The following is a 24,645-nucleotide window of genomic DNA, read 5'->3' on the forward strand; positions in this document are numbered from 1 at the left end:
TGGCTATGCATTGCCGCATTATCGCCGCATCCGCGTCGCTCGCGTCCGCCACGCCATGGCGCGGAGGCCGGCGATGAGCCGGCGCCTGCCGACGATCCACCACGTCAGCGAGCAGGATGCCGGCCCCTACCGGATGGAGCGGCTGGACCTGGAGTTCGGCAACGGCGAGCGCCGCCAGTACCAGCGCCTGCACAGCCGCGGCCACGGCGCGGTGATCGTGGTGCCGCTGCTGGACGCGGACACCGTGTTGCTGGTGCGCGAATACGCGGCCGGCACCCACCGCTACGAGCTGGGCCTGGTCGAGGGCCGGATCGATGCCGGCGAGGCGCCGCTGCACGCGGCCAACCGCGAGCTGCAGGAGGAGGCCGGCTACGCCGCCCGCTCGCTGCAGCTGCTGCGCATGCTGACGCTGTCGCCGCGCTACATGAGCCACCAGGCGCACGTGGTGGTCGCGCGCGACCTGTACCCGCAGCGCCTGCCCGGCGACGAGCCGGAGGAGCTGGAAGTGGTGCCGTGGAAGCTGCACGCGCTGCACGAACTGGCGCTGCGCGAGGATTTTTCCGAGGGCCGCTCGCTGGCGGCCCTGTTCATCACCCGGGAGTGGCTGCAGCATGGCAACGGATGAGATCGGGCGGCTGCGCGAAGGCGCGATCGCGCTGGCGCATGCGGCCGCGGCCGCGATCCTGGAGGTGTACCGGGGCGAGTTCGCGGTCGCGCACAAGGACGACCGCTCGCCGCTGACCGCTGCCGACCTGGCCGCGCACGCCTGCATCGTCGCCGGGCTGGAGCGGCTGGCGCCGGAGATCCCGGTGCTGTCGGAGGAGTCCGCGCAGGACGTGCCGACGCTGCAGCGCCGGCAATGGTCGCGGATGTGGCTGGTCGACCCGCTCGACGGCACCCGCGAGTTCGTCAAGCGCAACGGCGAGTTCACCGTCAACATCGCCCTGATCGAGGACGGCGTACCGGTGCTGGGCGTGGTGCAGGCGCCGGTGACCGGCGCGCTGTGGTACGGCCAGCGCGGCCACGGCGCGTTCCGTCGCGACGGCGACACCGAGGTCGCCATCCGTACCCGGGTGCCGGCGGCCGCGCCGCTGCGCGTCGCCGCCAGCCGCTCGCACCGCGATCCGCGCACCGAGGCGCTCATGGCCCGGATCGGGGAGGTGGAAACAGTCGGCATCGGCTCGTCGCTGAAATTCTGCCGCCTCGCCGAGGGCGCCATGGACGTGTATCCGCGCTTCGGGCCGACCAGCGAATGGGACACCGCCGCCGGACAATGCGTGCTCGAAGCCGCGGGCGGGATCGTGATCGATCCGCGCGGCCGGCCGCTGCGCTACAACCAGCGCGACACCATCCTCAACGGCGATTTCCTGGCGCTGGGCGATCCCGCGCTGCCGTGGCGCGACTGGCTGGATCCGCGCGCCTGACCGGTGCCCGGCGGCATCGGCTGCGCGCGCGGGCGCCCGAACACGAAAAGCCGGGCCGGGCGTTGCGCAAGCGGCGCCCCGTCGTCGGGGACGGCATCCGCAACCTTGTCGAGGGGAAACGCATGAACGACATCACCGGCGACCCGCGCGAGATCGCCACCCTGCTCGCGATCATGGCCCGCTTGCGCGATCCCGACGGTGGCTGTCCCTGGGACCTGCAGCAGAGCTTCGCCACGATCGCGCCGTACACGATCGAGGAGGCCTACGAGGTCGCCGACGCGATCGACCGCAACGACCTGGGCGACCTGCGCGAGGAACTCGGCGACCTGCTGCTGCAGGTGGTGTTCCATGCGCGCATGGCGCAGGAACGCGGCGCGTTCGCCTTCGCCGACGTGGTCGCGGCGATCTGCGACAAGATGCTGCGCCGCCACCCGCACGTGTTCGCCGGCGCCAGCGTCGACGGCGTGGAGGCGCAGACCCGGGAGTGGGAGGCGCACAAGCGCCGCGAGCGCGATGCCGCCGGGGAGGCGGACACCTCCGCGCTGGCCGGCATCGCCCGCGGCCTGCCGGAGTGGCAGCGCGCGCTCAAGCTGCAGCAGCGCGCCGCGCGCGTGGGCTTCGACTGGCCCGGGCCGGAGCCGGTGATCGCCAAGCTGCACGAAGAGATCGACGAGGCCCGGGTCGAGTTCGCCGCGGTCGCGGCCGCCGCGGACGATGCGCAGGCGCGCGACCGGCTGGAGGACGAGATCGGCGACGTGCTGTTCGTCTGCGCCAACCTGGCGCGGCACGCCAGGGTCGACCCCGGCAGCGCGCTGCGCCGCGCCAACGCCAAGTTCGAGCGCCGGTTCCGGGCGATGGAGGCGCTGGCGGCGGCCGACGGCGTGTCGTTGTCGCAGCTGCCGCTGCAGGCGCAGGATGCCTACTGGGAGCGCGCCAAGGCGGCCGAACGCGCATAGTCCGGGCCGCGCGCTGCGCGCGCCCGGGGCCGCGGCGATTGCCGGGGGCGCCCCATCCGGTCCGGACGCATCCGGCCGACATGCAGCAGGAGGCCACGATGAAACGCTACGCCAGCTTCGGCGAGTTCTATCCGTTCTACCTGTCCGAGCACGCCAACCGCAGTTCGCGGCGGCTGCATTTCGTCGGCAGCTGCGGCGTGCTGGCGCTGCTGGCGCTGGCGCTGGTGCAGCGCAACGCGTGGTGGCTGGCGGGCGCGCCGGTGTGCGGCTACGGCTTCGCCTGGGTCGGGCATTTCTTCTTCGAGAAGAACCGGCCGGCGACGTTCCGGTATCCGCTGTATTCGCTGATGGGCGACTGGGTGATGTTCAAGGACATCCTCCTCGGCCGCGTCCGCTTGTAGCCAACAGGCGATGGCAAGGCCAGTGCTCCGGCCTGTGCGGGATACGCCGCTAATCCGTCCTTGGCGCGGACACCTCTGCGCGGAAGTCCTGCCGAAGACACACCATGCAGACATTCCTTCAAGCGCGGGAGCTTCCGCGGGGAAGTCGGCGGCCCAGCCTGTACGGGACATACCGTGAAGATTTCCCTTCAAGTGCGGAAGCCTGTACGGGGGAAGCCGGTGGCCCGGCCTGTGCGGGACACGCCGTGAATACGTCCCGGTAGGCTCCTCGGCGGCATCCATGCCGCCGACGGTCCCGCACAGGCCGGGCCACCGGCTTCCGGGCAAGTGAGTTGGCGCTTGAAAAGAGAGCCACCCGAAGCGACAGACTCCACGCTCGCGCAGTCGCCGGCCGACGGGCTGGGGGTGCGGAGAGTGGACCATGGATGGTCCACGACCCGACTTAAAGACAGGAGGTCGTCAGGAGGGCGCAGCACCCCCAGCCCGTCGGGCGGCGACTCCCTCCGAAGCCGAGCTCCCTAGGTCAGGGCCACCAATGACCTGCGGCCCGACTAAAAAAACAGGAGGTCGTCAGGAGGGTGCAGCACCCGCAGCCCGCCGGGTGGCGACTCCCTCCGAAGCCGAGCCCCCTAGGTCAGGGCCACCAATGACCTGCGGCCCGACTAAAAGGACAGCAGGTTGTCAGGAGGGCGTGGCGCCCCAGCCCGCCGGGCGGCGCCCTGCCAGGCGACGACTCTTTGCGAAGCCGATTCCCCCGAATGAATCCGACGGTTCATCGGCGCGCATTGCGCGCTTCAGTCCAGGAAGATCAGCCACGCCGCCGCGACGATCAGGGCGAAGCCGGCCCAGTGGTTCCACTTCAGCGGCTGCCCCAGGTACCAGGCGGAAAAGCCGGCGAACACCAGCAGCGTGATCACCTCCTGCATGCCCTTGAGCTGCGGCGCGCTGTAGACCGCGCTGCCGAGGCGGTTGGCCGGTACCTGCAGGGTGTATTCGAAGAAGGCGATGCCCCAGCTGGCCAGGATCACCGTTAGCAGCGGTGCGGACTTGTACCGCAGGTGCCCGTACCAGGCGAAGGTCATGAACACGTTGGAGCCCAGCAGCAGGGCCACGGGCAGGAAACGGTCGAGGAGGGACATCGGGCGGCCGGACGGGTAGCAAACGGGGCCTCAGCCTAGCGCCTTCACACGCTTTCCACCCCGCACCCGGCATTCTTCACAAAGCTGAAGACAAGGAGCCCCCGCATGCGCGCCTCCCAAGACCCCGCAGGGCTGGTCCTGATCGTCGAGGACAACCGCAACATTTCGGAAATGGTGGGCGAATACCTCGAAGGCCGGGGCTTCGAGGTCGACTACGCTTCCGACGGCCTCGACGGCTACCGCCTGGCGGCGGAAAACAGCTACGACGTGGTGGTGCTGGACCTGATGCTGCCGCGGCTGGACGGAGTGGAGGTGTGCAAGCGCCTGCGCGAGGAAGCGCGCAAGTCCACTCCGGTGCTGATGCTCACCGCCCGCGACACCCTGGACGAGAAACTCACCGGGCTGTCGGTCGGCGCCGACGACTACCTGACCAAGCCGTTCGCGATCCAGGAACTGGAAGCCCGCCTGCGCGCCCTGATCCGGCGCGAGCGTCGCCAGGTCGGCGCGGAAGTGCTCAAGGTCGCCGACCTGGTGCTGGACCCGGCCTCGCTGCGCGCCACCCGCGGCGGAGTCGAGCTGCAGCTCTCGCCGATCGGCCTGAAGCTGCTGACGATCCTGATGCGCGAATCGCCGCGCGTGGTCAGCCGCCAGGAGATCGAGCGCGAGATCTGGGGCAACGGTCTGCCGGATTCCGACACCCTGCGCAGCCACCTGTACAACCTGCGCAAGACCATCGACAAGCCCTACGACAAGCCGTTGCTGCATACCGTGCAGAGCGCCGGCTACCGCATCGCCGACATCGAACAGCAGCCGGCCTGAGCCCGGCGGCGACCGGTCATGGCCCAGGGGTTGCCGCGTCAGTTGCGGGTCGCGTTCCTGCTGCAGGTGGCGCTGGCCAGCGTCGTCATCCTGGCCGGCACCTGGGCGTCGGTGACGCTGGTCACGCAGCAGCTCGCGCGGCGCACGCTGCAGCAGGAAGCCGCCTATTTCTGGACCCGGCGCGCCGGCGATGCCGCGCATGCCGCGCCCGACAGCCGGATCCTGCGCGGTTACGTGCTGCCGGCCGGCGCCTCGACGGCGATGCTGCCACCGCTGCTGCGCGGCCTGCCGCCCGGCCTGCACGCGCTGCGCGATACCCTGGTGCTGGTCGAGCAGCGCGACGGCACGCGCCTGTACCTGACCTACCCGCGGCGGGCGATCGGCTGGCTCGCGTTCCAGCTGGTGCTGCTGCCATTGCTGCTGGCGCTGCTGGCGCTGGCCGCGAGCGCGTGGTTCACCTATCGCAACGCCAGGCGGCTGGTGGCGCCGTTGCACTGGATGGCGCAGCAGGTGCGGCGCTGGGATCCGCTGGAACCGACCGGCAGTGCGCTCGCCGCCGACCGCCTGCCGCCCGGCGCCGGCATGGAGGCGCGGCAACTGGCCGGCGCGCTGCAGCGCATGGCCGAGCGCATGCGCGCGTTCGTGCGCCGCGAGCGCGATTTCACCCGCGACGCCAGCCACGAGTTGCGCACGCCGCTGACCGTGATCCGCGTCGCCAGCGACCTGCTGCAGAACGACCCCGATCTGCCCGAGCGCGCACGGCGTTCGCTGGCGCGGATCCAGCGCGCCAGCCGCGACATGGAGGCGGTGGTCGACTCGTTCCTGATCCTGGCCCGCGAGGGCGGAGTCGAGCCGCAGCGGGAAGACTTCGCGGTGCGCGAGGTGGTCGAGGAGGAAGTGGTGAAGGCGCAGTCGCTGCTCGCCGGCAAGCCGGTCGAGCTGGCGGTGACGGCGAACGCGGACCCGCGGTTGCACGCCCCGCCGCGGGTGTTCGCGATGATGCTGGGGCATCTGCTCGCCAACGCCTGCACGTTCACCGCGCACGGCCGGATCGAAGTGCGGATCGAGCGCGACCGGGTGGCGGTCAGCGACACCGGCATCGGCATGTCGGCCGACGCCCTGCAGCGGGCGTTCGATCCGTTCTACCGCGCCGATCCCGACAACCCCCTGGGCAAGGGCATGGGCCTGCCGATCGTGCGCCGGCTCGGCGAGCGGTTCGGCTGGCCGGTCGGCCTGGAGAGCGTGCCCGGGCGCGGCACCACGGCCACGATCCGCTTTGCCGGTTGAGGCCCGGCGGTTCCGGTCCGGAACCATCGTGGTTGCGCGCCGGTCAACCTGCGCGCTGCCCGGGCGTTAGCCTGAGCTGTCCCCCCTTGTCCCTGCGAAGCCATCCGAATGGGCCGACCCGCCACGCCTGCGAACATCCGCAACCTGCGCCGCCTCGGCGCCATCGTCCTGGCCGTCGCGGCCGCCGTGGCTGCGCTGTGGTGGTGGCAGCAGCGCACGCCCGCTGCGGAAAGCGGCTACCGCACGGTCGCGGTCGAGCGCGGCGACATCCGGGTGGCGATCTCGGCCACCGGCACCCTGAGCGCGATTTCCACCGTCACCGTGGGCAGCCAGGTCTCCGGCCAGGTGACCGAGGTGCTGGTGGACTTCAACGACAAGGTCGAAAAGGGCCAGGTGATCGCCCGCATCGACCCCAGCACCTATCAGGCGCAGATCGCGCAGGGCAATGCGCAGATCGCCAGCGCGCAGGCGCAATTGCGCCAGGCGCAGGCCAGCCTGCGCAATGCCGAACTGGACTACCGGCGCAAGACCGCGCTCGGCGGGCAGCAACTGGTGGCCGCCAGCGACATCGACCTGGCGCGCGCCGCGCGCGACCAGGCGCAGGCGCAGGTCAACGCGGCGCGTGCGCAGATCCGCCAGCAGCAGGCCTCCACCCAGACCACCCGGGTCAACCTCGAACGGACCGTGATCCGCTCGCCGGTCGACGGTGTGGTCCTGACCCGCAGCATCGAGCCCGGCCAGACCGTGGCCGCCAGCCTGCAGGCGCCGGAACTGTTCGTGCTGGCCGAAGACCTGTCGCAGATGAAGATCGAGCTGGCGGTGGACGAGTCCGACATCGGCCAGGTCCGCGCCGGGCAGGCGGTGACCTTCACCGCCGACGCCTTCCCCGACCGCCGGTTCAAGGGCACGGTGGAGCAGGTGCGGCTGTCGGCGACCACCACCAGCAACGTCGTCACCTATCCGGTGGTGGTCACGGTCGACAACAGCGACGGCACCCTGCTGCCGGGGCTGACGGTCAACGCCGAGATCGAGGTCAGCAAGCGCACCGGCGTGCTCAAGCTGGCCAATGCGGCGCTGCGTTACAAGCCGGCCGACGACGCCGCCGCGGCCGGGCCGCGGGCGCCGGCGACCCGCGGCGGCAGCGGCATCGCCGAGGATCTCGCGCGGGCGGCGGCGGGCCTGCGCCTGGACGCCACGCAGCAGGCGGCCTTCGACGCCGCGGCTGCGGCGATCCGGCAGCGCCAGGCCGCGCGCCAGGCGGCGCCGCAGCCAGGCGGCAACGGCCTGTTCGGCGGGCGCGGCTTCCAGTCCGGGGGCGGCAACGCCGGCGGCGACCTGCAGGCGCAGCTGCGGCAGCGGATGCTGGAACGCTTCCAGCAGGATTTCGCCGCCTTCCGCGCCGGTCTCGACGACGCCCAGCGCCGGCAATGGGACGCAACGGTGGCGGCACTGGTCGGCGCGCGGCGGACGCTGGTGTACAAGCTGGTCGACGGCCGGCCGCAGCCGGTGATGGTGCGGATCGGCGCCAGCGACGGCACCGACACCGAAATCGCCGGCGATGTCCGCGCCGGCGACCGGATCGTCACCGGCGAGCGCGCCGCGCAATGACCGCGGTGGCGCCCCGGGCCGCGGTGGCCGCGCCCCCGGTGATCCGGACCCGCGGCCTGGGCAAGGTCTATTCGGCCGGCACCCAGGCCGAAGTGGTCGCGCTGCGGGACGTGGACCTGGACATCGCGCGCGGCGGTTTCGTCGCCATCATGGGGCCGTCGGGGTCGGGGAAATCGACGCTGATGAACCTGATCGGCTGCCTCGACAAGCCCAGCAGCGGCGTGTACGAGTGCGATGGCGTGGACGTGTCCACGCTGGACGCCGAGCAGCTGGCCGCGCTGCGGCGCGACAAGATCGGCTTCGTGTTCCAGGGCTTCCACCTGCTGCCGCGGATGAGCGCGCTGGACAACGTGGCGATGCCGCTGGGCTACGCGCGGGTGCCGGCGCACGAGCGTCAGCACCGGGCGCGCGAGGCGCTGGCCGCGGTCGGCCTGGCCGAGCGCGCCGGGCACCATCCCAACCAGCTGTCCGGCGGCCAGCAGCAGCGCGTCGCCATCGCCCGGGCGCTGATCAACAACCCGGACATCCTGCTGGCCGACGAGCCCACCGGCGCGCTCGACAGCCGCACCGGCGAGGAGATCCTCGCGCTGTTCGGACGCCTGCGCGACGCCGGCCACACCGTGGTGCTGATCACCCACGAGGCCGAGGTCGCCGCGCACGCGGACCGCACCTACGTGATCCGCGACGGCCGCCTGCACGCGCAGGAGGCGGACGCATGAGCTTCCTCGATATCCTGCGCACCGCCGCGTTCGCCCTGCGCGGCAACTGGATGCGCAGCGCGCTGACCTCGCTGGGCGTGATCATCGGCATCGCGGCGGTGATCGTGATGGTGTCGGTGGGGCAGGGCACGCAGCGGGAGATCGACAAGCTGGTTTCCGGGCTGGGCTCGCAGCGGCTGGACATCTCGCCCGGCGCCGGGCGCGGCCCGGGCGGCGGCGTGCGCATGAGCGCCGGCAGCTTCTTCACCCTGACCCAAGGCGATGCCGAGGCGATCCGCGACGAGATCCCCGAGGTCCAGTACGTCGCCGGCGCGCTGCGCGGCAACACCCAGGTGGTGTACGCGGAAAACAACGCCTCCACCAGCTGGCAGGGCGTGCAGGCGGACTGGTTCGACATCAACGGCTGGACCCTCGCCGAGGGCCAGGGTTTCGATGCGCAGGCCTACGGCAGCGCCGCCAAGGTGGTGATCCTGGGCGACACCGTCCGGCGCACGCTGTTCGGCGAGGACAGCGGGATCGGCCAGAGCATCCGCCTGGGCCGGGTGCCGTTCACCGTGGTCGGCACGCTGGCGCCCAAGGGCCAGGGCGGCTTCGGCCAGGACCAGGACGACGTGGTGATGGTGCCGCTGGAGACCGCGCGCCGGCGCCTGCTGGGCACGATGGGACTGCCGCCGGGCGCGGTGATGCAGATCGCGCTGACCGTCGCCGATGCCCGCGACCTGGGCTATGCGCAGACCGAGGTCGAGGCGCTGCTGCGCCAGCGCCACCGGATCAGGCCCGGCGACGAGGACGACTTCAACGTGCGCAACATCAGCGAAATCGTCGCCACCCGCACCGCCACCACCAACCTGATGTCCAAGCTGCTGGGCGCGGTGGCGACCATCTGCCTGATCATCGGCGGCATCGGCATCATGAACATCATGCTGGTGTCGGTCACCGAGCGCATCCGCGAGATCGGCCTGCGCATGGCGGTGGGCGCGGCGCCCTCGGACGTGCGCCGGCAGTTCCTCGCGGAAGCGATGCTGATCTCGCTGATCGGCGGCGTGATCGGGATCGCGATCGGGGTCGTCGGCGCTTTGCTGGTCGGCCGGTTCAGCGGGTTGCCGGTGGCGCTGAACGCACAGGTGGTGGGGCTGGCGGCCGCATTCTCGATCGGCACCGGCCTGTTCTTCGGCTACTACCCGGCGCGCAAGGCTTCGCTGCTGGATCCGATCGAAGCGCTGCGCCAGCAATAGCCGACGGCACCGTCGTCGCCGATCGGCTGCAGGGGATGCTGCGGCATGCAGCGGGGTCCGGGCTGCGGAGGCATGGCGCCGGCGCTATCCTGCGGGGCATGGCTGCCGGAGGATCCCCATGCCGCGTCGTTTCCTGCTGTCCCTGTTGCTGCTGACCGTGTCCGCCCTGAGCGCCCACGCCGCCGAACCGCCGCGCACCGCGCTGGTGATCCATGGCGGCGCCGGCACCATCGAGCGCAGCGCCATGAGCGCCGCCGACGAACAGGCGATCCGTGCCGACCTGGAGCGCGCGCTGGAGGCGGGCAACGCGGTGCTGGCGGCCGGAGGCGCGGCGCTGGACGCGGTGCAGGCGGCGATCCAGGTGCTGGAGGATTCGCCGCGCTTCAATGCCGGCAAGGGCGCGGTGTTCAACGCGGTCGGCGGCCACGAACTGGACGCCTCGATCATGGAGGGCCACACGCAGCGCGCCGGCGCGGTCGCCGGAGTGACCACCGTGCGCCATCCGATCGCGTTGGCGCGCGCGGTGATGGAGCATTCGCCGCACGTGATGCTGGCCGGCGCCGGCGCCGAGGCCTTCGCCGATACCCGTCCCGAGATCGAGCGCGTGGCCAACGGCTGGTTCGACACCGACGTGCGCCGGCGGCAGCTGGAAAAGGCGCAGGCGGCGGAAACCGCGCAGGCCGCTGGCGGCGTGCCGGCGATGCCGGGCGGCTACTTCGGCACCGTCGGTGCGGTCGCGCTGGACGCGCACGGGCACCTCGCCGCGGCCACCTCCACCGGCGGCATGACCAACAAGCGCTGGGGCCGGATCGGCGATTCGCCGGTGATCGGCGCCGGCACCTGGGCCGACGCGCGCTGCGGCGTGTCGGGCACCGGCTGGGGCGAGTTCTACATCCGCAACGCCGTCGCGCACGACATCTGCGCGCGCGTGGCCTACCGCGGCGACAGCCTGGCGGAGGCGGCGGACGCGGTGGTGAACCGGATCGTGCCCGCGGCCGGCGGCGACGGCGGCGTGATCGCGCTGGACGTCGAGGGCAACATCGCGATGCCGTTCAACACCGCGGGCATGTACCGGGCCTGGATCGGGCCCGACGGCCGCCGCGGCGTGGCGATCTTCCGCGACTAGGGCAGCATTGCCGCCGGTCCGCGGTGCCGGCGCGTCGGCGCCCCGCCGTGCGCGGAAATCGCGGCCGGAAATCGCGGCCCGGCAGCGCCGTCGGCATCGGCCTGCCGCCACTGTGGCAAAATCACGGTTCTGCCGTGGCTCCGCCACGGCATTACCGGTAATCCCCCTGTCTCCCATGCCGATCTTCGCGCGTCTTCCCGCCGGCCATCCCGCCGTCCGCTCCGTGCGCGGGGCGGGTCGCCGGCGCGCCGCCGGGCGGGCGGGTGGCGTTGCGCCGGGATCGGCGGGCTGAGGTGGCCGACGAACTCGGCCATCTGCCGCGGCGTCCGGGCCGCATCCTGCTGGCGACCCGCTGGTCGCTGCAGGGGCTGCGCGCCGCCTGGCTGCACGAATCCTCGTTCCGGCTCGAGGTCTACCTGTTCGCGGTCCTCGCCCCGCTGGGGCTGTGGCTGGGCGCCAGCGCGATCGAGCGCGTGTTGCTGCTCGGCAGCTGCCTGCTGGTGCTGGGCATCGAGTTGCTGAATTCGGCGATCGAGGCGGTGATCGAGCGTTATGGCGACGAGCCGCACGCGCTCGCCGGCCGCGCCAAGGACATGGGCTCGGCTGCCGTGTTCGTGCTGATGCTGAACGTGGTGCTCACCTGGGGCCTGATCCTCGGTCCGCGCCTGTCCTGATTTTTCTCCCCCTCTTGCCTGGAACGATCGTTCGATGAGTCTTGCCATGCTTGCCGACCCGCAGACCTGGATCCTGCTGGTCACGCTCAGTTCGATCGAGATCGTGCTCGGCATCGACAACCTGGTGTTCATCTCGATCGCGGTCAGCCGCCTGCCGCCGGCGACCCGCGAGCGCGCGCGCAAGTTCGGCATCGCCGCGGCCTGCGTCACCCGCATCGCGCTGCTGCTGACGCTGGCGTACCTGGCGCACATGAAGCAGGACCTGTTCGTCGTCTACGGCCACGGCTTCTCGGTGCGCGACCTGGTGCTGCTGCTGGGCGGCATCTTCCTGGTGTTCAAGGGGGTGATGGAGATCCGCGACCAGGTCCTGGGCGAGCCCGAGTCCGAGGACATCCACACCAAGCCGGCCAACTCCTTCGCCGCGGTGATCGCGCAGATCGCGGTGATCGACATCGTGTTCTCGCTGGACTCGGTGATCGCCGCAGTCGGCATGGCCGACCAGTACGTGGCGGTGATGGTCGCCGCGATCCTGCTGGCGGTGGCGGTGATGCTGCTGGCGGCGCAGCCGCTGGGTCATTTCATCGACAACAACCCGACCATCAAGATGCTGGCGCTGGCCTTCATCGTGCTGATCGGTGCCTACCTGGTGGTCGAGGGCCTGGAGATCCACGTGCCCAAGGGCTACATCTACGGCTCGATGGGTTTCTCCGCCATGGTCGAAGGCCTGAACCTGTGGGCCAAGCGGCGCGCGCGGCTGCGGCTGCAGGAGGACTGACGCGTTCGTTGCGCCTTCACGCGCGCGGTGCTGCAATGCGCCGTCCCCTTGCCGGAGCCGGGCCATGCGCGTCGTCCTGCTGATCCTGATCGCCGCGATGCTCGGCGGCTGCGGCTACAACCAGATCCAGGGCAAGGACGAGGCAGTGACCGCCGCCTGGTCGCAGGTGCTCAACGTCTACCAGCGCCGCGCCGATCTGGTGCCCAACCTGGTGGCGACGGTCAAGGGCTACGCCAGCCACGAGGAGCGGGTGTTCACCGAGGTCGCGCAGGCGCGCGCGCAGGTCGGCAGCATCACCGTCGATGCCGGCGACCCGGCTTCGCTGGAACGCTTCCAGCAGGCCCAGGGCGCCCTGCAGGGCGCGATCGGGCGCCTGCTGCTGGTCAGCGAGAACTACCCGCAGCTCAAGGCCGACCAGACCTTCCTGCAGCTGCAGGCGCAACTGGAAGGCACCGAGAACCGGATCGCGGTCGAACGCCAGCGCTATATCCAGGCGGTGCAGGACTACAACACCTACATCCGCCGGTTTCCGGTCAACCTGACCGCGATGCTGTTCGGCTACAAGCCCAAGCCGAATTTCTCGGTCGAGAACGAGCAACGGATCCAGCGACCGCCGACAGTCGACTTCGGTGCACCCGCGGCACAGCCGCAACCACCCCCGGCGCGGCAACCCGCGCCGGCCGGTGGCTGATCGCACCGGCGCGCACCGGCACCGTGGCGCCGTCTTGACGGGTCCGTGCTGATGGTTGCCTGGAGCTCGTGGCGGCTGCCCGCGTGGCTGGGGCTGGCGCTGGGGCTGGCCGCTTTGCTCGCGTCGGGGTCGCTGCACGCGCAGCAGCTGGCGCCGATCCCGCCGCTGGACGCGCCGGTGGTCGACGTCACCGGCACGCTCGATGCCGCCACCAGACAGGCACTGGAAGCCCAGGCCTGGGAGCTGCAACAACGCAAGGGCAGCCAGCTGCAGGTGCTGCTGGTGCCGAGCACGCAGCCCGAGGACATCGCCGCCTACACCCAGCGCGTCTACGACCAGTGGAAACTGGGGCGCAAGGGAGTGGACGACGGCGTGCTGCTGGTGGTGGCCGTGGACGACCGCCGCGTGCGCATCCAGCCCGGCTACGGCCTGGAAGGCGCGATCCCGGACGCGACCGCGGCGCGGGTGATCCAGGAATACCTGGTGCCGAAATTCCGTGCCGGCGACTACGGCGGCGGCCTCACCGACGCCACCGCGGCGCTGGTCAAGCTGATCGATGGCGAATCGCTGCCGGCGCCGATGGCCGACAACCGCGGCGGCGGAGGCGGCGACTGGCTGTTCGCCTTGTTCGCCGCGTTCGTGGTGGCGCAGCTTGCGCGCGGGATCTTCGGCCGCGCCCCGGCGCCGGTGCGCGCGCTGCTGGGCGCCGGCGCGGCCGGCGGAGTGGCGTGGCTGATCGCGCAGGCGCTGCTGATCGGCGGGGCCGGCGCGGTGATCGGCCTGCTGCTCGGCCTGACCCGGACGCAGCCGGGACGTTATGTCCGCCATGGCGGCTGGGGCGGATTCGGCGGCGGCAGCTGGGGCGGCGGTTTCGGGGGTGGCGGCGGCTTCGGCGGGGGCGGTGGCTGGTCGGGCGGCGGCGGCATGAGCGGAGGCGGCGGCGCCTCCGGCCGCTGGTAGGGCGGACGATGGCCATGCGATGGCTCAAGCATCTGTTCGCGCCGTCGGCCGCGCGCCTGTTTCCGGCCGCTGCCCTGCAACGCATCGCCGCGGCGGTCGCCGCCGGCGAAGCGCGGCATCGGGGCGAGGTCTGCTTCGCGGTCGAGTCCGCGTTGCCGGCGCGCGCGCTGCTGGCCGGCCACGACGCCCGCAATCGCGCGCACGCGGCGTTCGCGCAGTTGCGGGTCTGGGACACGGCCGCCAACAACGGCGTGCTGCTGTACCTGCTGCTGGCCGACCACCGCATCGAGATCGTCGCCGACCGCGGCCTCGACGCGCTGATCGGCGCCGGGCAGTGGAGCGAAGTCTGCCGGCTGATGGAGCAGCGCCTGCGTGCCGGCGAGGCCGAGGCGGCGGTATTGCAAGGCGTGGCCGCGGTCTCGGACCTACTGGCCGAACATTTCCCGCGCCTGCCGGGAGCGGCAGACGCGAATGAGTTGCCGGATTTGCCGCACGTGTTCTGAAGCGGGTGGGCCTGGGCCGGGTCGGGCCCTACAAAACGGCCTTTTGCCAAGTGCGGGAGCCCTGTAGGAAAGAATGTAACCCGGCCTGTGACACGCTGTGGATACGTGCTTCAGCGTGGAAGTTTCTGTGAGGGAAGCCGATGGCCCGGCCTGTGCGCGACACACCGTGGAGACTTTCCTTCAAAGCGCGGAAGCCTTTGCGGGGGAAGCCGGCGGCCCGGCCTGTGCGGGACACGCCGTGAATACATCCCTGTAGGCTCCTCGGCGGCATCCATGCCGCCGACGGTCCCGCACAGGCCGGGCCACCGGCTTCTGGCAAGTGAGTCGGCGCTTGTAGGGAAAACCAACCAGAAGCGATGGACGCCAATCTCGCGAAGTCGCCGGCCGGCGGGCTGGGGGTGCGGAGAGTGGACCATGGAGGGTCCACGACCCGACTTAAAGACAGGAGGTCGTCAGGAGGGCGCAGCACCCCCAGCCCGTCGGCCGGCGACTCCTTCCGAAGCTGGTCTAACAAGAGCAGCCATGACTTGAAGTCAGGCCAGACATGACCTGCGCCCCAACTTCAAAGACAGGACGTCGTCAGGAGGGCGCAGCACCCCCAGCCCGCCGGGCGGCGACTCCCTCCGAAGCCGATCACACGAAGCGAGGCCATGCGTGGCCTGCGGCCTGACTCAAAGACAGGACGTCGTCAGGAGAGCGCAGCACCCCCAGCCTGCCGGGCGGCGACTCCCTCCGAAGCCGATCACGCGAAGCCAGGCCATGGATGGCCTGCGGCCTGACTCAAAGACAGGACGTCGTCAGGAGGGCGCAGCACCCCCGACCCGCCGGGCCGCGACTCGTCCGAAGTCCGCGCTCCCGGACAAGGGAAGAGCCGAAAGCCCGCAAGTGCATGACGCGGCGTGCGGCGCGCGTTGTGAATCGGGCGAGCGTGCTCCTGTCTTGCACGGCACAATAGGGGCTCCCCATCCCGGAGCCGCCGGTGGCGCCCTACCTGCACCAGATCGATCCGATCGCCATCCAGTTGCCGCAGTTCTCGCTGTTCGGCCTGACCCTGCACCCGGCGGTGCACTGGTACGGGGTCATGTACCTGCTCGGCTTCGGGCTGGCCTGGTGGCTCGGCCGCCGCCGCATCCGCGCCGGCCGCCTGCCGAGCGTCGACGAGACCGGCTTCGGCGACCTGATGTTCTACGGCATGCTCGGCGTGATCCTCGGCGGGCGCCTGGGCTACATCCTGTTCTACGACCTGCCGGCCTACATCGCGCAGCCGCTGCAGGTGTTCAAGATCTGGGAAGGCGGGATGAGCTTCCACGGCGGCCTGCTGGGCGTGTGCGTGGCGACCTGGTGGTGGGCGCGGCGGCGCAAGCTGCATTTCTTCGATGCGATCGATTTCGTGGCGCCGCTGGTGCCGCCGGGGCTGGGGCTGGGGCGGTTGGGCAATTTCATCAACGGCGAACTGTGGGGCAAGTACACGGAAGGCGGCTGGGGCGTGGTGTTCCCGCATGCGGAAGCCACGCTCGCGGGCCTGAGCCCGGCGCAACTGCAGGCGCAGCTGGCCAGCGGCGCGCTCGACCGTTACGCGCGCCATCCCTCGCCGCTGTACCAGGCGCTGCTGGAAGGCGTGGTGCTGTTCGCGGCGCTGTGGTGGTACTCGCGCAGGCCGCGGCCGCGCTATGCGGTGGCGGGGGTGTTCGCGGTGCTGTACGGGGTGTTCCGCTTCGCGGTCGAGTTCGTGCGCGTGCCCGACCCGCAGCTGGGCTACCTTGCCTTCGGCTGGTTGACCATGGGCCAGCTGCTGAGCCTGCCGCTGGTGGCGGTCGGGTTGTTCTGGCTGTGGCTGTCGCGGCGCTCGCCGACGCTGCAGCCGCAGCCGGCGACAGCGGCGAAAGACTGACGCGATGCAGACGTTGCCATGAAGCAGTACCTCGACCTGCTGCGCCACGTGCTCGAACACGGCACCGACAAGGCCGACCGCACCGGTACCGGCACCCGCTCGGTGTTCGGCTGGCAGCTGCGCTTCGACCTGAACGAAGGCTTCCCGCTGCTCACCACCAAGAAGCTGCACCTGCGCTCGATCGTGCACGAACTGCTGTGGTTCCTGAAGGGCGACACCAACATCGCCTACCTCAGGGACAACAAGGTCTCGATCTGGGACGAGTGGGCCGACGCCGACGGCGAGCTCGGCCCGGTCTACGGCAAGCAGTGGCGACGCTGGAGTAGCGGCGATGGACGCGAGATCGACCAGATCCAGTGGGTGATCGAGGAAATCAGGCGCAACCCGGATTCGCGCCGGCTGATCGTCAGCGCCTGGAACGTCGCCGACCTGCCGCAGATGGCGCTGATGCCGTGCCACGCGCTGTTCCAGTTCTACGTCGCCGACGGCAAGCTCAGCTGCCAGCTGTACCAGCGCAGCGGCGACATCTTCCTCGGGGTGCCGTTCAACATCGCCAGCTACGCGCTGCTCACGCACATGGTGGCGCAGGTCTGCGGGCTGGGGGTCGGCGATTTCGTGCACACGCTGGGCGATGCGCACTTGTACGTGAACCACTTCGCGCAGGCGCGCGAGCAGCTGGCGCGACAGCCGCGGCCATTGCCGCGCCTGCGCCTCAATCCTGGCGTCGACGACCTGTTCGCTTTCGGCTATGACGACATCGCCATCGAAGGCTACGACCCGCTGCCCGCGATCAAGGCGCCGGTGGCGGTGTGATGCCGCCGGCATGGGCGCGGGCATCCGCCGCCGTTCCCCCCGCCACCGACGACAAGGCAAGGACGTGACCGAGCTTTCCCTGATCGCCGCCCTCGACCGCGATTACGCCATCGGCAAGGGCAATGCGCTGCCCTGGTACCTGCCCGACGACCTCAGGCGCTTCAAGGCGCTGACCCTGGGCAAGCCGCTGTTGATGGGCCGCCGGACCGCGCAGTCGCTGGGACGCGCATTGCCGGGGCGGCGCAACCTGGTGATGACGCGTGGCGGCACGGTGCCGTTCGCGGGGATGGAAGCGGTCGATTCGCTGGAGGCGGCCCTGGCGGCAGCCGACGGCGATGGCGCCGCCGAGTTGTGCGTGATCGGCGGCGGTGAAGTCTTCGCCCTGGCCTTGCCGTCGGCGGCGAGCATGCATCTGACCCGGGTCGATACGGTGGTGGCCGGCGCCGACGCGTTCTTCCCGCGGTTCGACCCGGCGGCCTGGCGCGTCGTCTCGCGGCAGCCGCATGCCGGCGACGCGAAGCATGCCTTCGCTTTCGAATTCATCGACTACGCCCGCGTGCCCTGAGTACGACCGGGCGGGCGCGGACGGCGTGCCCGGCGAAGCGGATGTCGATGGCACCGCATTGTCCGGGGCGGTCGGTGGCGGACATGCCGCCGCCGGGCCGCGGGAACGGCTTCCGGGCGGCAGTCCGCCGCCGCAACGTCGCGCGGTCCTCAGCGCTTGTGCATCGCCATGGCGACGGGACGTGGCCGCGGCTGCGGCGGCGAGGCCGGCACGTCGCGGCCCGGCACCTGCACGATGCGCAGCTCCTCGCTGTCCAGCTGCAGCGCGGTCAGCTTGCCGCCCCAGACCGCACCGGTATCCAGCGCGTGCACGCCGTGGCCGATGAACAGGCCGAGCGCGGACCAGTGCCCGCAGACGATGCGCAGGTCGCGCGCGGCGTGCCCGGGCACTTCGTACCACGGGTACAGGCCGGGTTGCTGGGTGCCGGGCGGGCCTTTCTCGTCGAAGGCGATGCGCCCGCGCGGGGTGCAGAAGCGCAGGCGCGTGAACACGTTGATGATGGCGCGGTCGCGGTCGCTGCCGGCGAGTTTCGGCGACCACTCGGGGCGGTCGCCGTACATGTTCTTCAGCAGCTTGCGGTAGCCGTCGCCGCACAGCTTCTGCTCGACTTCGCGCGCGTGCTTTTCGGCCAGGGTCGTGGTCCACTTGGGGGCGAGGCCGGCATGCACCATCATCCAGCCCAGCGTGCGGTCGGCATGCAGCAGCGGTTGCTTGCGCAGCCACGCCAGCAGTTCGCCGCTGTCGGGCGCGAACAGCACGCGCTGCAGGTCGGGATTGACCCGGCGCTGCTCCTCCGGGCGGCGTTCGCCGATCGCCAGCAGCGACAGGTCGTGGTTGCCGAGCACGGTCACGCAGTGGGCGCGCAACGAATGCACCAGCCGCAGCGTCTCCAGCGACTGCCCGCCGCGATTGACCAGGTCGCCGCAGAACCACAGCCGGTCGACCGCGGGATCGAAGCGGATGCGCTCCAGCAGCCGCTGCGTGGGCGCGTAGCAGCCCTGCAGGTCGCCGATCGCCCAGGTGCTCATGCCGGCCGGTCCATGCTGCGCCTCAGTGCAGCGTGCGCGGCACGGCGAGGGTGAAGGCCGGGATCGTCGCCCGGAAGCGGGTGCCGTCGTCGGCCAGCATCGCGTAGCTGCCCTGCATCGTGCCCAGGCTGGTCCCCAGCACCGCGCCGGAGGTGTAGGTGAAGTCGTCGCCGGGCCACAGCCAGGGCTGCTCGCCGACCACGCCGTCGCCGACGACTTCCTCGACCTTGCCGTTGGCGTCGGTGATCCGCCAGTGGCGGCCGAGCAGCCGCGCCGGCTGCCTGCCGTCGTTGCGGATGCGGATGGTGTAGGCGAAGACGTAGCGGTCCTGGGCCGGTTCGGACTGCTCGTCGAGGTAGCGGGTGGCGACGTCGATGTCGAGGACGTAGTCGCCGCCGTCGTCGCGGGTGCGGTCGTTCATGGCCACAGTGTAAGCGCGAAGCGTGAACGCGCGGGCTAGGCGGCCGCGCGCAGGTTGGCCAGGCGGATGAAATCGGCCACCGACAGCTGCTCGGCGCGCGCGTCCGGGCGCAGGCCGGCGGCCTCGATCATGGCGCCGTCGGCGACCCCGGCCAGGGCATTGCGCAGGGTCTTGCGGCGCTGGCCGAAAGCCGCGCGCACCAGTTGCGCGAACCCCGCCGGATCGACGATGCCGACTTGCGTCGGCGGCCGCGGCCGCAGCCGCACCACTGCCGATTCGACCTTGGGCGCGGGCCGAAACGCGCCCGGCGGCACCGTGAACAGCGGCGTCACCGCGCAGTACGCCTGCAGCATCACGCTCAGGCGGCCGTAGACCTTGCTGCCCGGGGCGGCGGCCATGCGCTCGACCACTTCCTTCTGCAGCATGAAATGCATGTCGACGATCGCCGCGGCGTGCGCCAGGGCGTGGAACAGGATCGGCGAGGACAGGTTGTAGGGCAGGTTGCCGACCAGCCGGATCGGGGTGTCGCCGGCGAGCGCGTCGAAGTCGACGTCGAGCACGTCGGCGTTGAGCAGGGTGAGCGCACCGTGCGCCCGCGCCGCGGCGGCGAGCGGCACCAGCAGGTCGCGGTCGAACTCGATCGCGGTCAGCGCGCCCAGGCGGTCCAGCAGCGGCAGGGTCAGCGCGCCCTGGCCGGGACCGATCTCGACGATGCGGTCGCCGGGCCGCGGGTCGATTGCCAGCACGATCTTGTCGATCACCCCGCGCTCGTGCAGGAAGTTCTGGCCGAGGTGTTTCTTGGCCTCGCGGCGGAAGCCGTCGGCGTCGTGCGCGGGGGCGGGGCGCCGGCTCACGCGTGGCGCCGGTGGCGTGCCAGCCGCGTGCAGGCCTCGATCGCGGCGAACAGGCTCGACGGATCGGCGCGGCCGCTGCCGGCCAGGTCCAGCGCGGTGCCGTGATCCACCGCCACGCGCGGGTAGGGCAGGCCCAGGGTGAGGTTCACCGCGTGCGCGAAATCGCTGTACTTGAGTACCGGCAGGCCCTGGTCGTGGTACATCGCCAGCACCGCGTCGCACTCGCGCAGCCGCTGCGGCAGGAATGCGGTGTCGGCCGGCAGCGGGCCGCTCAGGCGCATGCCCTGCGCGCGCAGCGCGGCGAGCGCGGGGGCGATGACGTCCAGTTCCTCGCGGCCGAGGTGGCCGTCCTCGCCAGCGTGCGGGTTCAGGCCCAGCACCGCGATCCGCGGCGCGGCGATGCCGAACTCCTCGCGCAACGCCGCCTCCAGGATCCGCAGCGTGCGCTGCAGGCCTTCGACGGTGATGGCGTCGGCGACCGCGCGCAGCGGCAGGTGGGTGGTCGCCAGCGCCACCCGGACGATGGCGTTGGCCAGCATCATCACCACCTCGCGGCCGGCCTGGGCGGCCAGCAGCCCGGTGGTGCCGGTGTAGGCGATGCCGCCGGCGTTGATCGTGGCCTTGTGCACCGGGCCGGTGACCAGGCCGTCGCAGTCGCCGCGCAGGCAGGCGCCGGCGGCGGCCTGCAGCGCGGCGATCACGCTGGCGGCGTTGCCCGGCTCGGGGGTGCCGAAGCGGGCGGCGACGGGGTGGGGCATGTCCACCAGCGGCAGCACGCCCGGGGCCGCCGGGGCGTCGGCGGCGGCGAAGGCCAGCGGCAGCGCCAGTGCGGCCGCGGCGCGCTGCAGGCTGCCGCGATCACCGAACACGACCAGGTCGGCCTCCCAGGCGCGCTGCGCGGCGCGCACGCACAGCTCCGGGCCGACGCCGGCCGGCTCGCCCGGGACCAGCGCCAGCCGCGGGCGGGGCATCTCAGTCGCCGTCGGCCGGGGCGGTCGCGGGCGGGGCGGCGATCGCGGGCGCCGCCGCGGTCTCGGCCAGGCGGATGTCGACGTAGGCCTCGCCGCGCATCTCGCGCAGGAACCGGTCCCACTCTTCCTCCAGCTTGCGCTGGCCGATGCTCTCGCGCACCAGCTGGCGGCGGTTGTCGTCGGCCGCGGCGACCTGACGCGCGCCTTCGCGCTGCACGATGTGCCAGCCGGCCTGGGTCTTGAACGGAGCCGAGACCTGGCCGTCCTGCAGCGCCGCGACCTGGGCGCCGAAGTCCGGGCCGTAGGCGTCCTGCGCGAACCAGCCGAGCTCGCCGCCCTTGTCGGCGGTGGCGGTGTCCTCGGAGTGTTCCCGCGCCAGCGCGGCGAAATCGGCGCCACCGGCGATGCGGGCGCGCAGGGTCTCCAGCTCGGCCTGGGCGGCGGCGTCGCCGTCCTCGCCGGCGCGCACCAGGATGTGGCGCGCCTGCAGTTGCGTCACCGTACGCGGTGCCGCGGCGCTGGCGTCGCGGGTGTCGACCAACTGCAGCAGCTGGAAGCCGCTGGCGCCGCGGATCGGGCCGAGAATCTGGCCGGCCTGCATGCTGCTGATGGCCTGCGCGAAGACCGGCGGGATCTCGTCCAGGCTGCGCCAGCCCAGGTCGCCGCCTTCCAGGGCGTTGGGGCTGTCGGAATAGCGCACCGCGGCCGCGGCGAAATCGATCTCGCCGCGGTCGAGCTGCGCCTTGATGCCTTCGATCTTGCGCTGCGCGGCGGCGATCTGGTCCGGGGTCGCGCCTTCCGGCAGTCCCACCAGGATGTGCGCGAGGTGGTACTGGTTGCCGGCAGCCTGGTTGGCCAGCGCGGCGTCGACTTCGCCTTCGCTGACGCTGATCCGGCTCTGCGCGAAGCTCTGGCGCAGGCGCTGGATGGCGATCTCGTCGCGGACCGAGCTGCGCAGGTCGGCGATCGTCATGCCGTCGCGGGCGAGCTGGGCGCCGAGCTGGTCGAGGCCGATGTTGTTCTGCTGCGCGATGTTGGCGAGCGCGGCGTCGACTTCCTGGTCGCTGACGTTGATGCCGGAGGAGCGGGCGCGGGCCGTTTCCAGCTTCACCAGGATCAGGCGCTCGAGCACCTGCTTCTCCAGCACCTCGCGCGGCGGCAACTGGTCCTGGCGGGTGGCGTACTGCGAGAGCACGTTGCCCAGCGCGCGGTCGAGCTCGCTGCGCAGGACCACGTCCTCGTCCACCACCGCCACGATGCGGTCGATCGGCTGCAGCTGCTGGGCGGCGGCCTGGGCGGCCGGGAACGCGGCGGCAACGGCAAGGAGGCAGGCGAGCAGTCTGTTCATGGCATCGGGTCGGGGGAGTTGGCGTCGTCGTCGCTGCCGCTGACTTCCGACGGCGGTACGAGGTAGAGGTCCTCGCGGTAGTAGCCGAGGATAGCACGGCGCAAACGCGACTCCGTGTCCGCGCCGGCCGAACCCAGCCCCTTGAGCTCGATCTCCAGCTGGATCGAATTGCTCAAGTCGCCCTCGCGGTTGTGCAGGTAACGACGCCCCACCAGGCGCACCGCCAGGCAGCAGCTGTCCCACTGCAAGCCGGCGATGCCTTCCAGCAGTTGCCGGTCCTGCAGCGAGTAGTAGTAGCGGCCGACCACGCTCCACGCCGGGCTCAGCGGGTAGAGGAAGTTGAAGTCCACCTGTTCCAGCAGGTCGCGGCGGTAGCGGTAGCCGAGGTTGACGATGCCGTCGTCGCCGATCAGGTAGCGGGTGCGGACGCTGGCCAGATCCTTGCGGCGGAACTTGGGGTCCCACTGGTAGGAGCCGCCCAGGCTCCAGCGGTCGTTGATCGCGTAGCTGGCGTCGGCGACCCACGCGGACTTGCCGCGCTCCACCGGCGTCTCCCGCGGCGCGGTGACCAGCGACGCGTCGAAGTAGCGGATCTGGCCGAGGCTGGCGGACAGTTTCTCGCGGCCGTCGGACTGGCGCAGCAGCCGCGTCGACACGGCCAGGGTGAGCTGGTTGGCGTCGCTTTGGCGGTCGGCGCCGGTGTAGCGGTTGTCGCGGAACAGCTGGCCCCAGCTGAACGTCATCGGCCGGGTGTCGAACAACGGCAGCCCGGCCTGGTCGCGGTAGGGCACGCGCAGGTAGAACAGGCGCGGCTCCAGCGTGTGCAGGTAGCTCTCGCCGCCGAAGCTGGTTTCGCGGTCCAGGAACAGCCCCGCATCCAGCGAGGCGATCGGCAGGCTGCGGTGCGGCGCGTCGTCGCCCAGCGTGGCGGCGAGCGCGTCGTCGAGGCGGTAGCCGGTGTAGCGCCAGGCCAGCTTCGGGGTCAGGAACCAGCTGGCGCCCTGCAGCGGCATGCCGACGAAGGGCTTGAAGTCCGCGCGGCTGCCGCCGGCCCGGTCCGGATGCTGGAAGCGCACCGTTTCGGCGTCGAGGCCCGCGGTCAGCCAGCGCCCGAACGGCTGCTCCCAGCGCACATAGGCGCGCGGCAGGCGATCGTGCGGCAGATTGATGTCGCGCAGCGTGTAGTCCGACAGCTGGCTGTGGTCCGCCATCACCCCGGCGTCCCAGTAGCGGCCGTGGCCGTAGATGCCGATGTCGCTGCGCAGCCGGTACGGCGCCAGCCCGTCGACGTTGTTGCTGGAGTCCTCGAGGTAACGCGGGTCGCTGATCCAGTTGAGGTTGGTGCGCGCCTGCCAGCTGCCGAACAGGTCCTGCCGGGCATCGAAATGGAAGCGGCCGCGGTCCTCGCCGCGACGGTTGTCCAGCGCATAGCCGCCGGCGAGGAATTCGGCGGTTTCGCGCTCGCGCTCGCGATCGGTCAGCTGGTCGGAAGGCAGGTATTCCAGTTCCAGGGTGCCGCGGCCGGTGTCGGTGAGGTAGCGGAACTGCGAACCCAGTTGCACGCCGCGCTGGGTCATCAGCCGCGGCGTCAGGGTCAGGTCGTAGTTCGGCGCCAGGTTGAAATAGATCGGCTGGCGGTAGTCGAAGCCGTTGCGGCCGGAGGAGCTGACGCTCGGGTACAGCAAGCCGCTGCGGCGGCGGTTGTCGATCGGGAACGGGAACCAGGGCACGTACAGCACCGGCACCTTGCCGACCCGCAGGATCGCGTTGCGGGCCACGCCGGTGCCGGCCTCGGTGTCGACGTCGATGCGCTCGGCGCGCAGTTCCCAGCTGCGCTGCCCGGGCGGGCAGGTCGAATAAGTGGCGCCGTACAGCGCGCCCTGGGCGCCGTGCATCTCGATGTGCCCGGCGCCGCCGTTGCCGCGCCGGGACACCAGCTGGTAACGCACGTTGCGGATGCTGTGGGTGTCGGCGTTCTGGTTGCCCTCGGCGCTGTCGGCGACCAGGCGCATGCCCGCATCCTGGTAGCGCACGCTGCCGTCGGCGACGTAGTGCCCGCTGTCGCTGTCGAAGGTGAGCTTGTTGGTGCCCAGGAACTGGTCGCCGCGGCGCAGGGCGACATTGCCTTCGAATTCCGGCTTCGATTCGGTGCCGGCGAGCTGGTCGCCCTCGATGTCGGTGGGTTGCGCGGCCCGGGCATCGGCACTGCCGACCGGCGGCTGGGCATCGGCGAACGCCGGCACCGCCTCCTGCAGCGGGCACAGGCGCCAGTCCTCGGGGCGGTCCTCGGCGGCCTGCGCCGTCAGCGACATGGCGATGCACAACGGCAACGGCAGCAGGCGGAGGGCTTTGCGCACGAGGCGTCCGTGGGGCGGAAACGGCCGTTAGCTTGCCGCATCCCATGGACAGCGGCAATGCGGCACCGGCGCCGGCACGG

Annotated in this window: 25 protein-coding genes; 18 read left to right on the forward strand and 7 right to left on the reverse strand. The window is 71.3% G+C overall.

What is annotated here, in order from left to right; genetic code table 11:
* Positions 1-73 precede the first annotated feature (73 nt).
* The 4 genes from nudE (at position 74) to D0Y53_RS09740 (ending at position 2,781) form a co-directional block, all read left to right on the forward strand.
* Entirely contained in the window at positions 74-625 is a 552-nt protein-coding gene (gene nudE / locus D0Y53_RS09725; protein ID WP_117203032.1) for an ADP compounds hydrolase NudE, read from the forward strand.
* Positions 612-1,424 (forward strand): 3'(2'),5'-bisphosphate nucleotidase CysQ, encoded by an 813-nt coding sequence (gene cysQ, locus D0Y53_RS09730; protein WP_117203033.1) that lies wholly within the window; start codon positions 612-614, stop codon positions 1,422-1,424. Before nudE ends, cysQ begins: the two co-directional genes overlap by 14 nt.
* Before the next feature lie 122 nt (positions 1,425-1,546).
* Positions 1,547-2,380, forward strand: a complete 834-nt coding sequence (mazG, locus tag D0Y53_RS09735; protein ID WP_117203034.1) for a nucleoside triphosphate pyrophosphohydrolase — start codon at positions 1,547-1,549, stop codon at positions 2,378-2,380.
* A 98-nt stretch (positions 2,381-2,478) separates the two neighbouring features.
* Positions 2,479-2,781: an Mpo1-like protein gene (locus tag D0Y53_RS09740; protein ID WP_117203093.1), complete on the forward strand. Its 303-nt coding sequence runs from the start codon at positions 2,479-2,481 to the stop codon at positions 2,779-2,781.
* Between the two features lie 794 nt (positions 2,782-3,575).
* Here D0Y53_RS09740 and D0Y53_RS09745 read toward each other — a convergent pair.
* Positions 3,576-3,920, reverse strand: coding sequence for a DMT family protein (locus D0Y53_RS09745; protein WP_117203035.1), 345 nt, complete (start codon positions 3,918-3,920; stop codon positions 3,576-3,578).
* Between the two features lie 105 nt (positions 3,921-4,025).
* Here D0Y53_RS09745 and D0Y53_RS09750 point away from each other — a divergent pair, with 105 nt between their 5' ends.
* The 14 genes from D0Y53_RS09750 (at position 4,026) to D0Y53_RS09815 (ending at position 17,586) form a co-directional block, all read left to right on the forward strand.
* Positions 4,026-4,739 (forward strand): response regulator transcription factor, encoded by a 714-nt coding sequence (locus tag D0Y53_RS09750; RefSeq protein ID WP_117203036.1) that lies wholly within the window; start codon positions 4,026-4,028, stop codon positions 4,737-4,739.
* A gap of 18 nt (positions 4,740-4,757) precedes the next feature.
* Positions 4,758-6,026: a sensor histidine kinase gene (locus tag D0Y53_RS09755; protein ID WP_117203037.1), complete on the forward strand. Its 1,269-nt coding sequence runs from the start codon at positions 4,758-4,760 to the stop codon at positions 6,024-6,026.
* A gap of 108 nt (positions 6,027-6,134) precedes the next feature.
* Positions 6,135-7,634 carry an efflux RND transporter periplasmic adaptor subunit gene (locus D0Y53_RS09760; RefSeq protein WP_117203038.1) on the forward strand — a complete coding sequence of 500 codons (1,500 nt, stop codon included), beginning with the start codon at positions 6,135-6,137 and terminating at the stop codon, positions 7,632-7,634.
* Complete coding sequence (locus D0Y53_RS09765; protein ID WP_117203039.1) at positions 7,631-8,353, forward strand: ABC transporter ATP-binding protein; 723 nt, start codon at positions 7,631-7,633, stop codon at positions 8,351-8,353. Before D0Y53_RS09760 ends, D0Y53_RS09765 begins: the two co-directional genes overlap by 4 nt.
* Complete coding sequence (locus tag D0Y53_RS09770) at positions 8,350-9,588, forward strand: ABC transporter permease (RefSeq protein WP_117203040.1); 1,239 nt, start codon at positions 8,350-8,352, stop codon at positions 9,586-9,588. The genes D0Y53_RS09765 and D0Y53_RS09770 overlap by 4 nt, the downstream gene beginning before the upstream one ends.
* Positions 9,589-9,706: 118 nt before the next feature.
* Positions 9,707-10,714: an isoaspartyl peptidase/L-asparaginase family protein gene (locus D0Y53_RS09775; protein ID WP_117203041.1), complete on the forward strand. Its 1,008-nt coding sequence runs from the start codon at positions 9,707-9,709 to the stop codon at positions 10,712-10,714.
* Between the two features lie 293 nt (positions 10,715-11,007).
* Positions 11,008-11,388, forward strand: a complete 381-nt coding sequence (locus D0Y53_RS09780; protein WP_117203042.1) for a diacylglycerol kinase — start codon at positions 11,008-11,010, stop codon at positions 11,386-11,388.
* A 34-nt stretch (positions 11,389-11,422) separates the two neighbouring features.
* Positions 11,423-12,163 carry a TerC family protein gene (locus D0Y53_RS09785; protein ID WP_117203043.1) on the forward strand — a complete coding sequence of 247 codons (741 nt, stop codon included), beginning with the start codon at positions 11,423-11,425 and terminating at the stop codon, positions 12,161-12,163.
* A gap of 64 nt (positions 12,164-12,227) precedes the next feature.
* On the forward strand, positions 12,228-12,854 hold the full coding sequence (locus D0Y53_RS09790; RefSeq protein WP_117203044.1) for a LemA family protein: 627 nt from the start codon (positions 12,228-12,230) through the stop codon (positions 12,852-12,854).
* Positions 12,855-12,905: 51 nt separating this feature from the next.
* Entirely contained in the window at positions 12,906-13,814 is a 909-nt protein-coding gene (locus D0Y53_RS09795) for a TPM domain-containing protein (protein ID WP_117203045.1), read from the forward strand.
* A gap of 14 nt (positions 13,815-13,828) precedes the next feature.
* Positions 13,829-14,317 carry a TPM domain-containing protein gene (locus D0Y53_RS09800; protein WP_117203046.1) on the forward strand — a complete coding sequence of 163 codons (489 nt, stop codon included), beginning with the start codon at positions 13,829-13,831 and terminating at the stop codon, positions 14,315-14,317.
* Between the two features lie 979 nt (positions 14,318-15,296).
* The gene (lgt, locus tag D0Y53_RS09805) at positions 15,297-16,208 is read left to right on the forward strand and encodes a prolipoprotein diacylglyceryl transferase (protein WP_386724884.1); all 912 of its coding nucleotides are present in this window, start codon (positions 15,297-15,299) and stop codon (positions 16,206-16,208) included.
* An 18-nt stretch (positions 16,209-16,226) separates the two neighbouring features.
* The gene (locus tag D0Y53_RS09810; RefSeq protein ID WP_117203047.1) at positions 16,227-17,021 is read left to right on the forward strand and encodes a thymidylate synthase; all 795 of its coding nucleotides are present in this window, start codon (positions 16,227-16,229) and stop codon (positions 17,019-17,021) included.
* Positions 17,022-17,085: 64 nt separating this feature from the next.
* On the forward strand, positions 17,086-17,586 hold the full coding sequence (locus tag D0Y53_RS09815; RefSeq protein ID WP_233511739.1) for a dihydrofolate reductase: 501 nt from the start codon (positions 17,086-17,088) through the stop codon (positions 17,584-17,586).
* Positions 17,587-17,735: 149 nt separating this feature from the next.
* Here D0Y53_RS09815 and D0Y53_RS09820 read toward each other — a convergent pair whose 3' ends face one another.
* From D0Y53_RS09820 to lptD, 6 genes are read right to left on the reverse strand one after another with little or no spacing between them, the layout of a single operon-like run.
* Positions 17,736-18,614 (reverse strand): symmetrical bis(5'-nucleosyl)-tetraphosphatase, encoded by an 879-nt coding sequence (locus D0Y53_RS09820; RefSeq protein ID WP_117203049.1) that lies wholly within the window; start codon positions 18,612-18,614, stop codon positions 17,736-17,738.
* A 22-nt stretch (positions 18,615-18,636) separates the two neighbouring features.
* Positions 18,637-19,035, reverse strand: a complete 399-nt coding sequence (apaG, locus tag D0Y53_RS09825) for a Co2+/Mg2+ efflux protein ApaG (protein ID WP_117203050.1) — start codon at positions 19,033-19,035, stop codon at positions 18,637-18,639.
* A 35-nt stretch (positions 19,036-19,070) separates the two neighbouring features.
* Complete coding sequence (gene rsmA / locus D0Y53_RS09830; protein WP_117203051.1) at positions 19,071-19,889, reverse strand: 16S rRNA (adenine(1518)-N(6)/adenine(1519)-N(6))-dimethyltransferase RsmA; 819 nt, start codon at positions 19,887-19,889, stop codon at positions 19,071-19,073.
* On the reverse strand, positions 19,886-20,860 hold the full coding sequence (gene pdxA, locus D0Y53_RS09835; RefSeq protein WP_117203052.1) for a 4-hydroxythreonine-4-phosphate dehydrogenase PdxA: 975 nt from the start codon (positions 20,858-20,860) through the stop codon (positions 19,886-19,888). Before pdxA ends, rsmA begins: the two co-directional genes overlap by 4 nt.
* A 1-nt stretch (position 20,861) precedes the next feature.
* The gene (locus D0Y53_RS09840; RefSeq protein ID WP_117203053.1) at positions 20,862-22,208 is read right to left on the reverse strand and encodes a peptidylprolyl isomerase; all 1,347 of its coding nucleotides are present in this window, start codon (positions 22,206-22,208) and stop codon (positions 20,862-20,864) included.
* The gene (gene lptD / locus D0Y53_RS09845; RefSeq protein ID WP_233511740.1) at positions 22,205-24,565 is read right to left on the reverse strand and encodes an LPS assembly protein LptD; all 2,361 of its coding nucleotides are present in this window, start codon (positions 24,563-24,565) and stop codon (positions 22,205-22,207) included. The genes D0Y53_RS09840 and lptD overlap by 4 nt, the downstream gene beginning before the upstream one ends.
* Positions 24,566-24,645 lie beyond the last annotated feature (80 nt).

Origin of the sequence: Cognatiluteimonas weifangensis, assembly GCF_003416885.1 — a bacterium.
GTDB classification, from domain to species: domain Bacteria; phylum Pseudomonadota; class Gammaproteobacteria; order Xanthomonadales; family Xanthomonadaceae; genus Cognatiluteimonas; species Cognatiluteimonas weifangensis.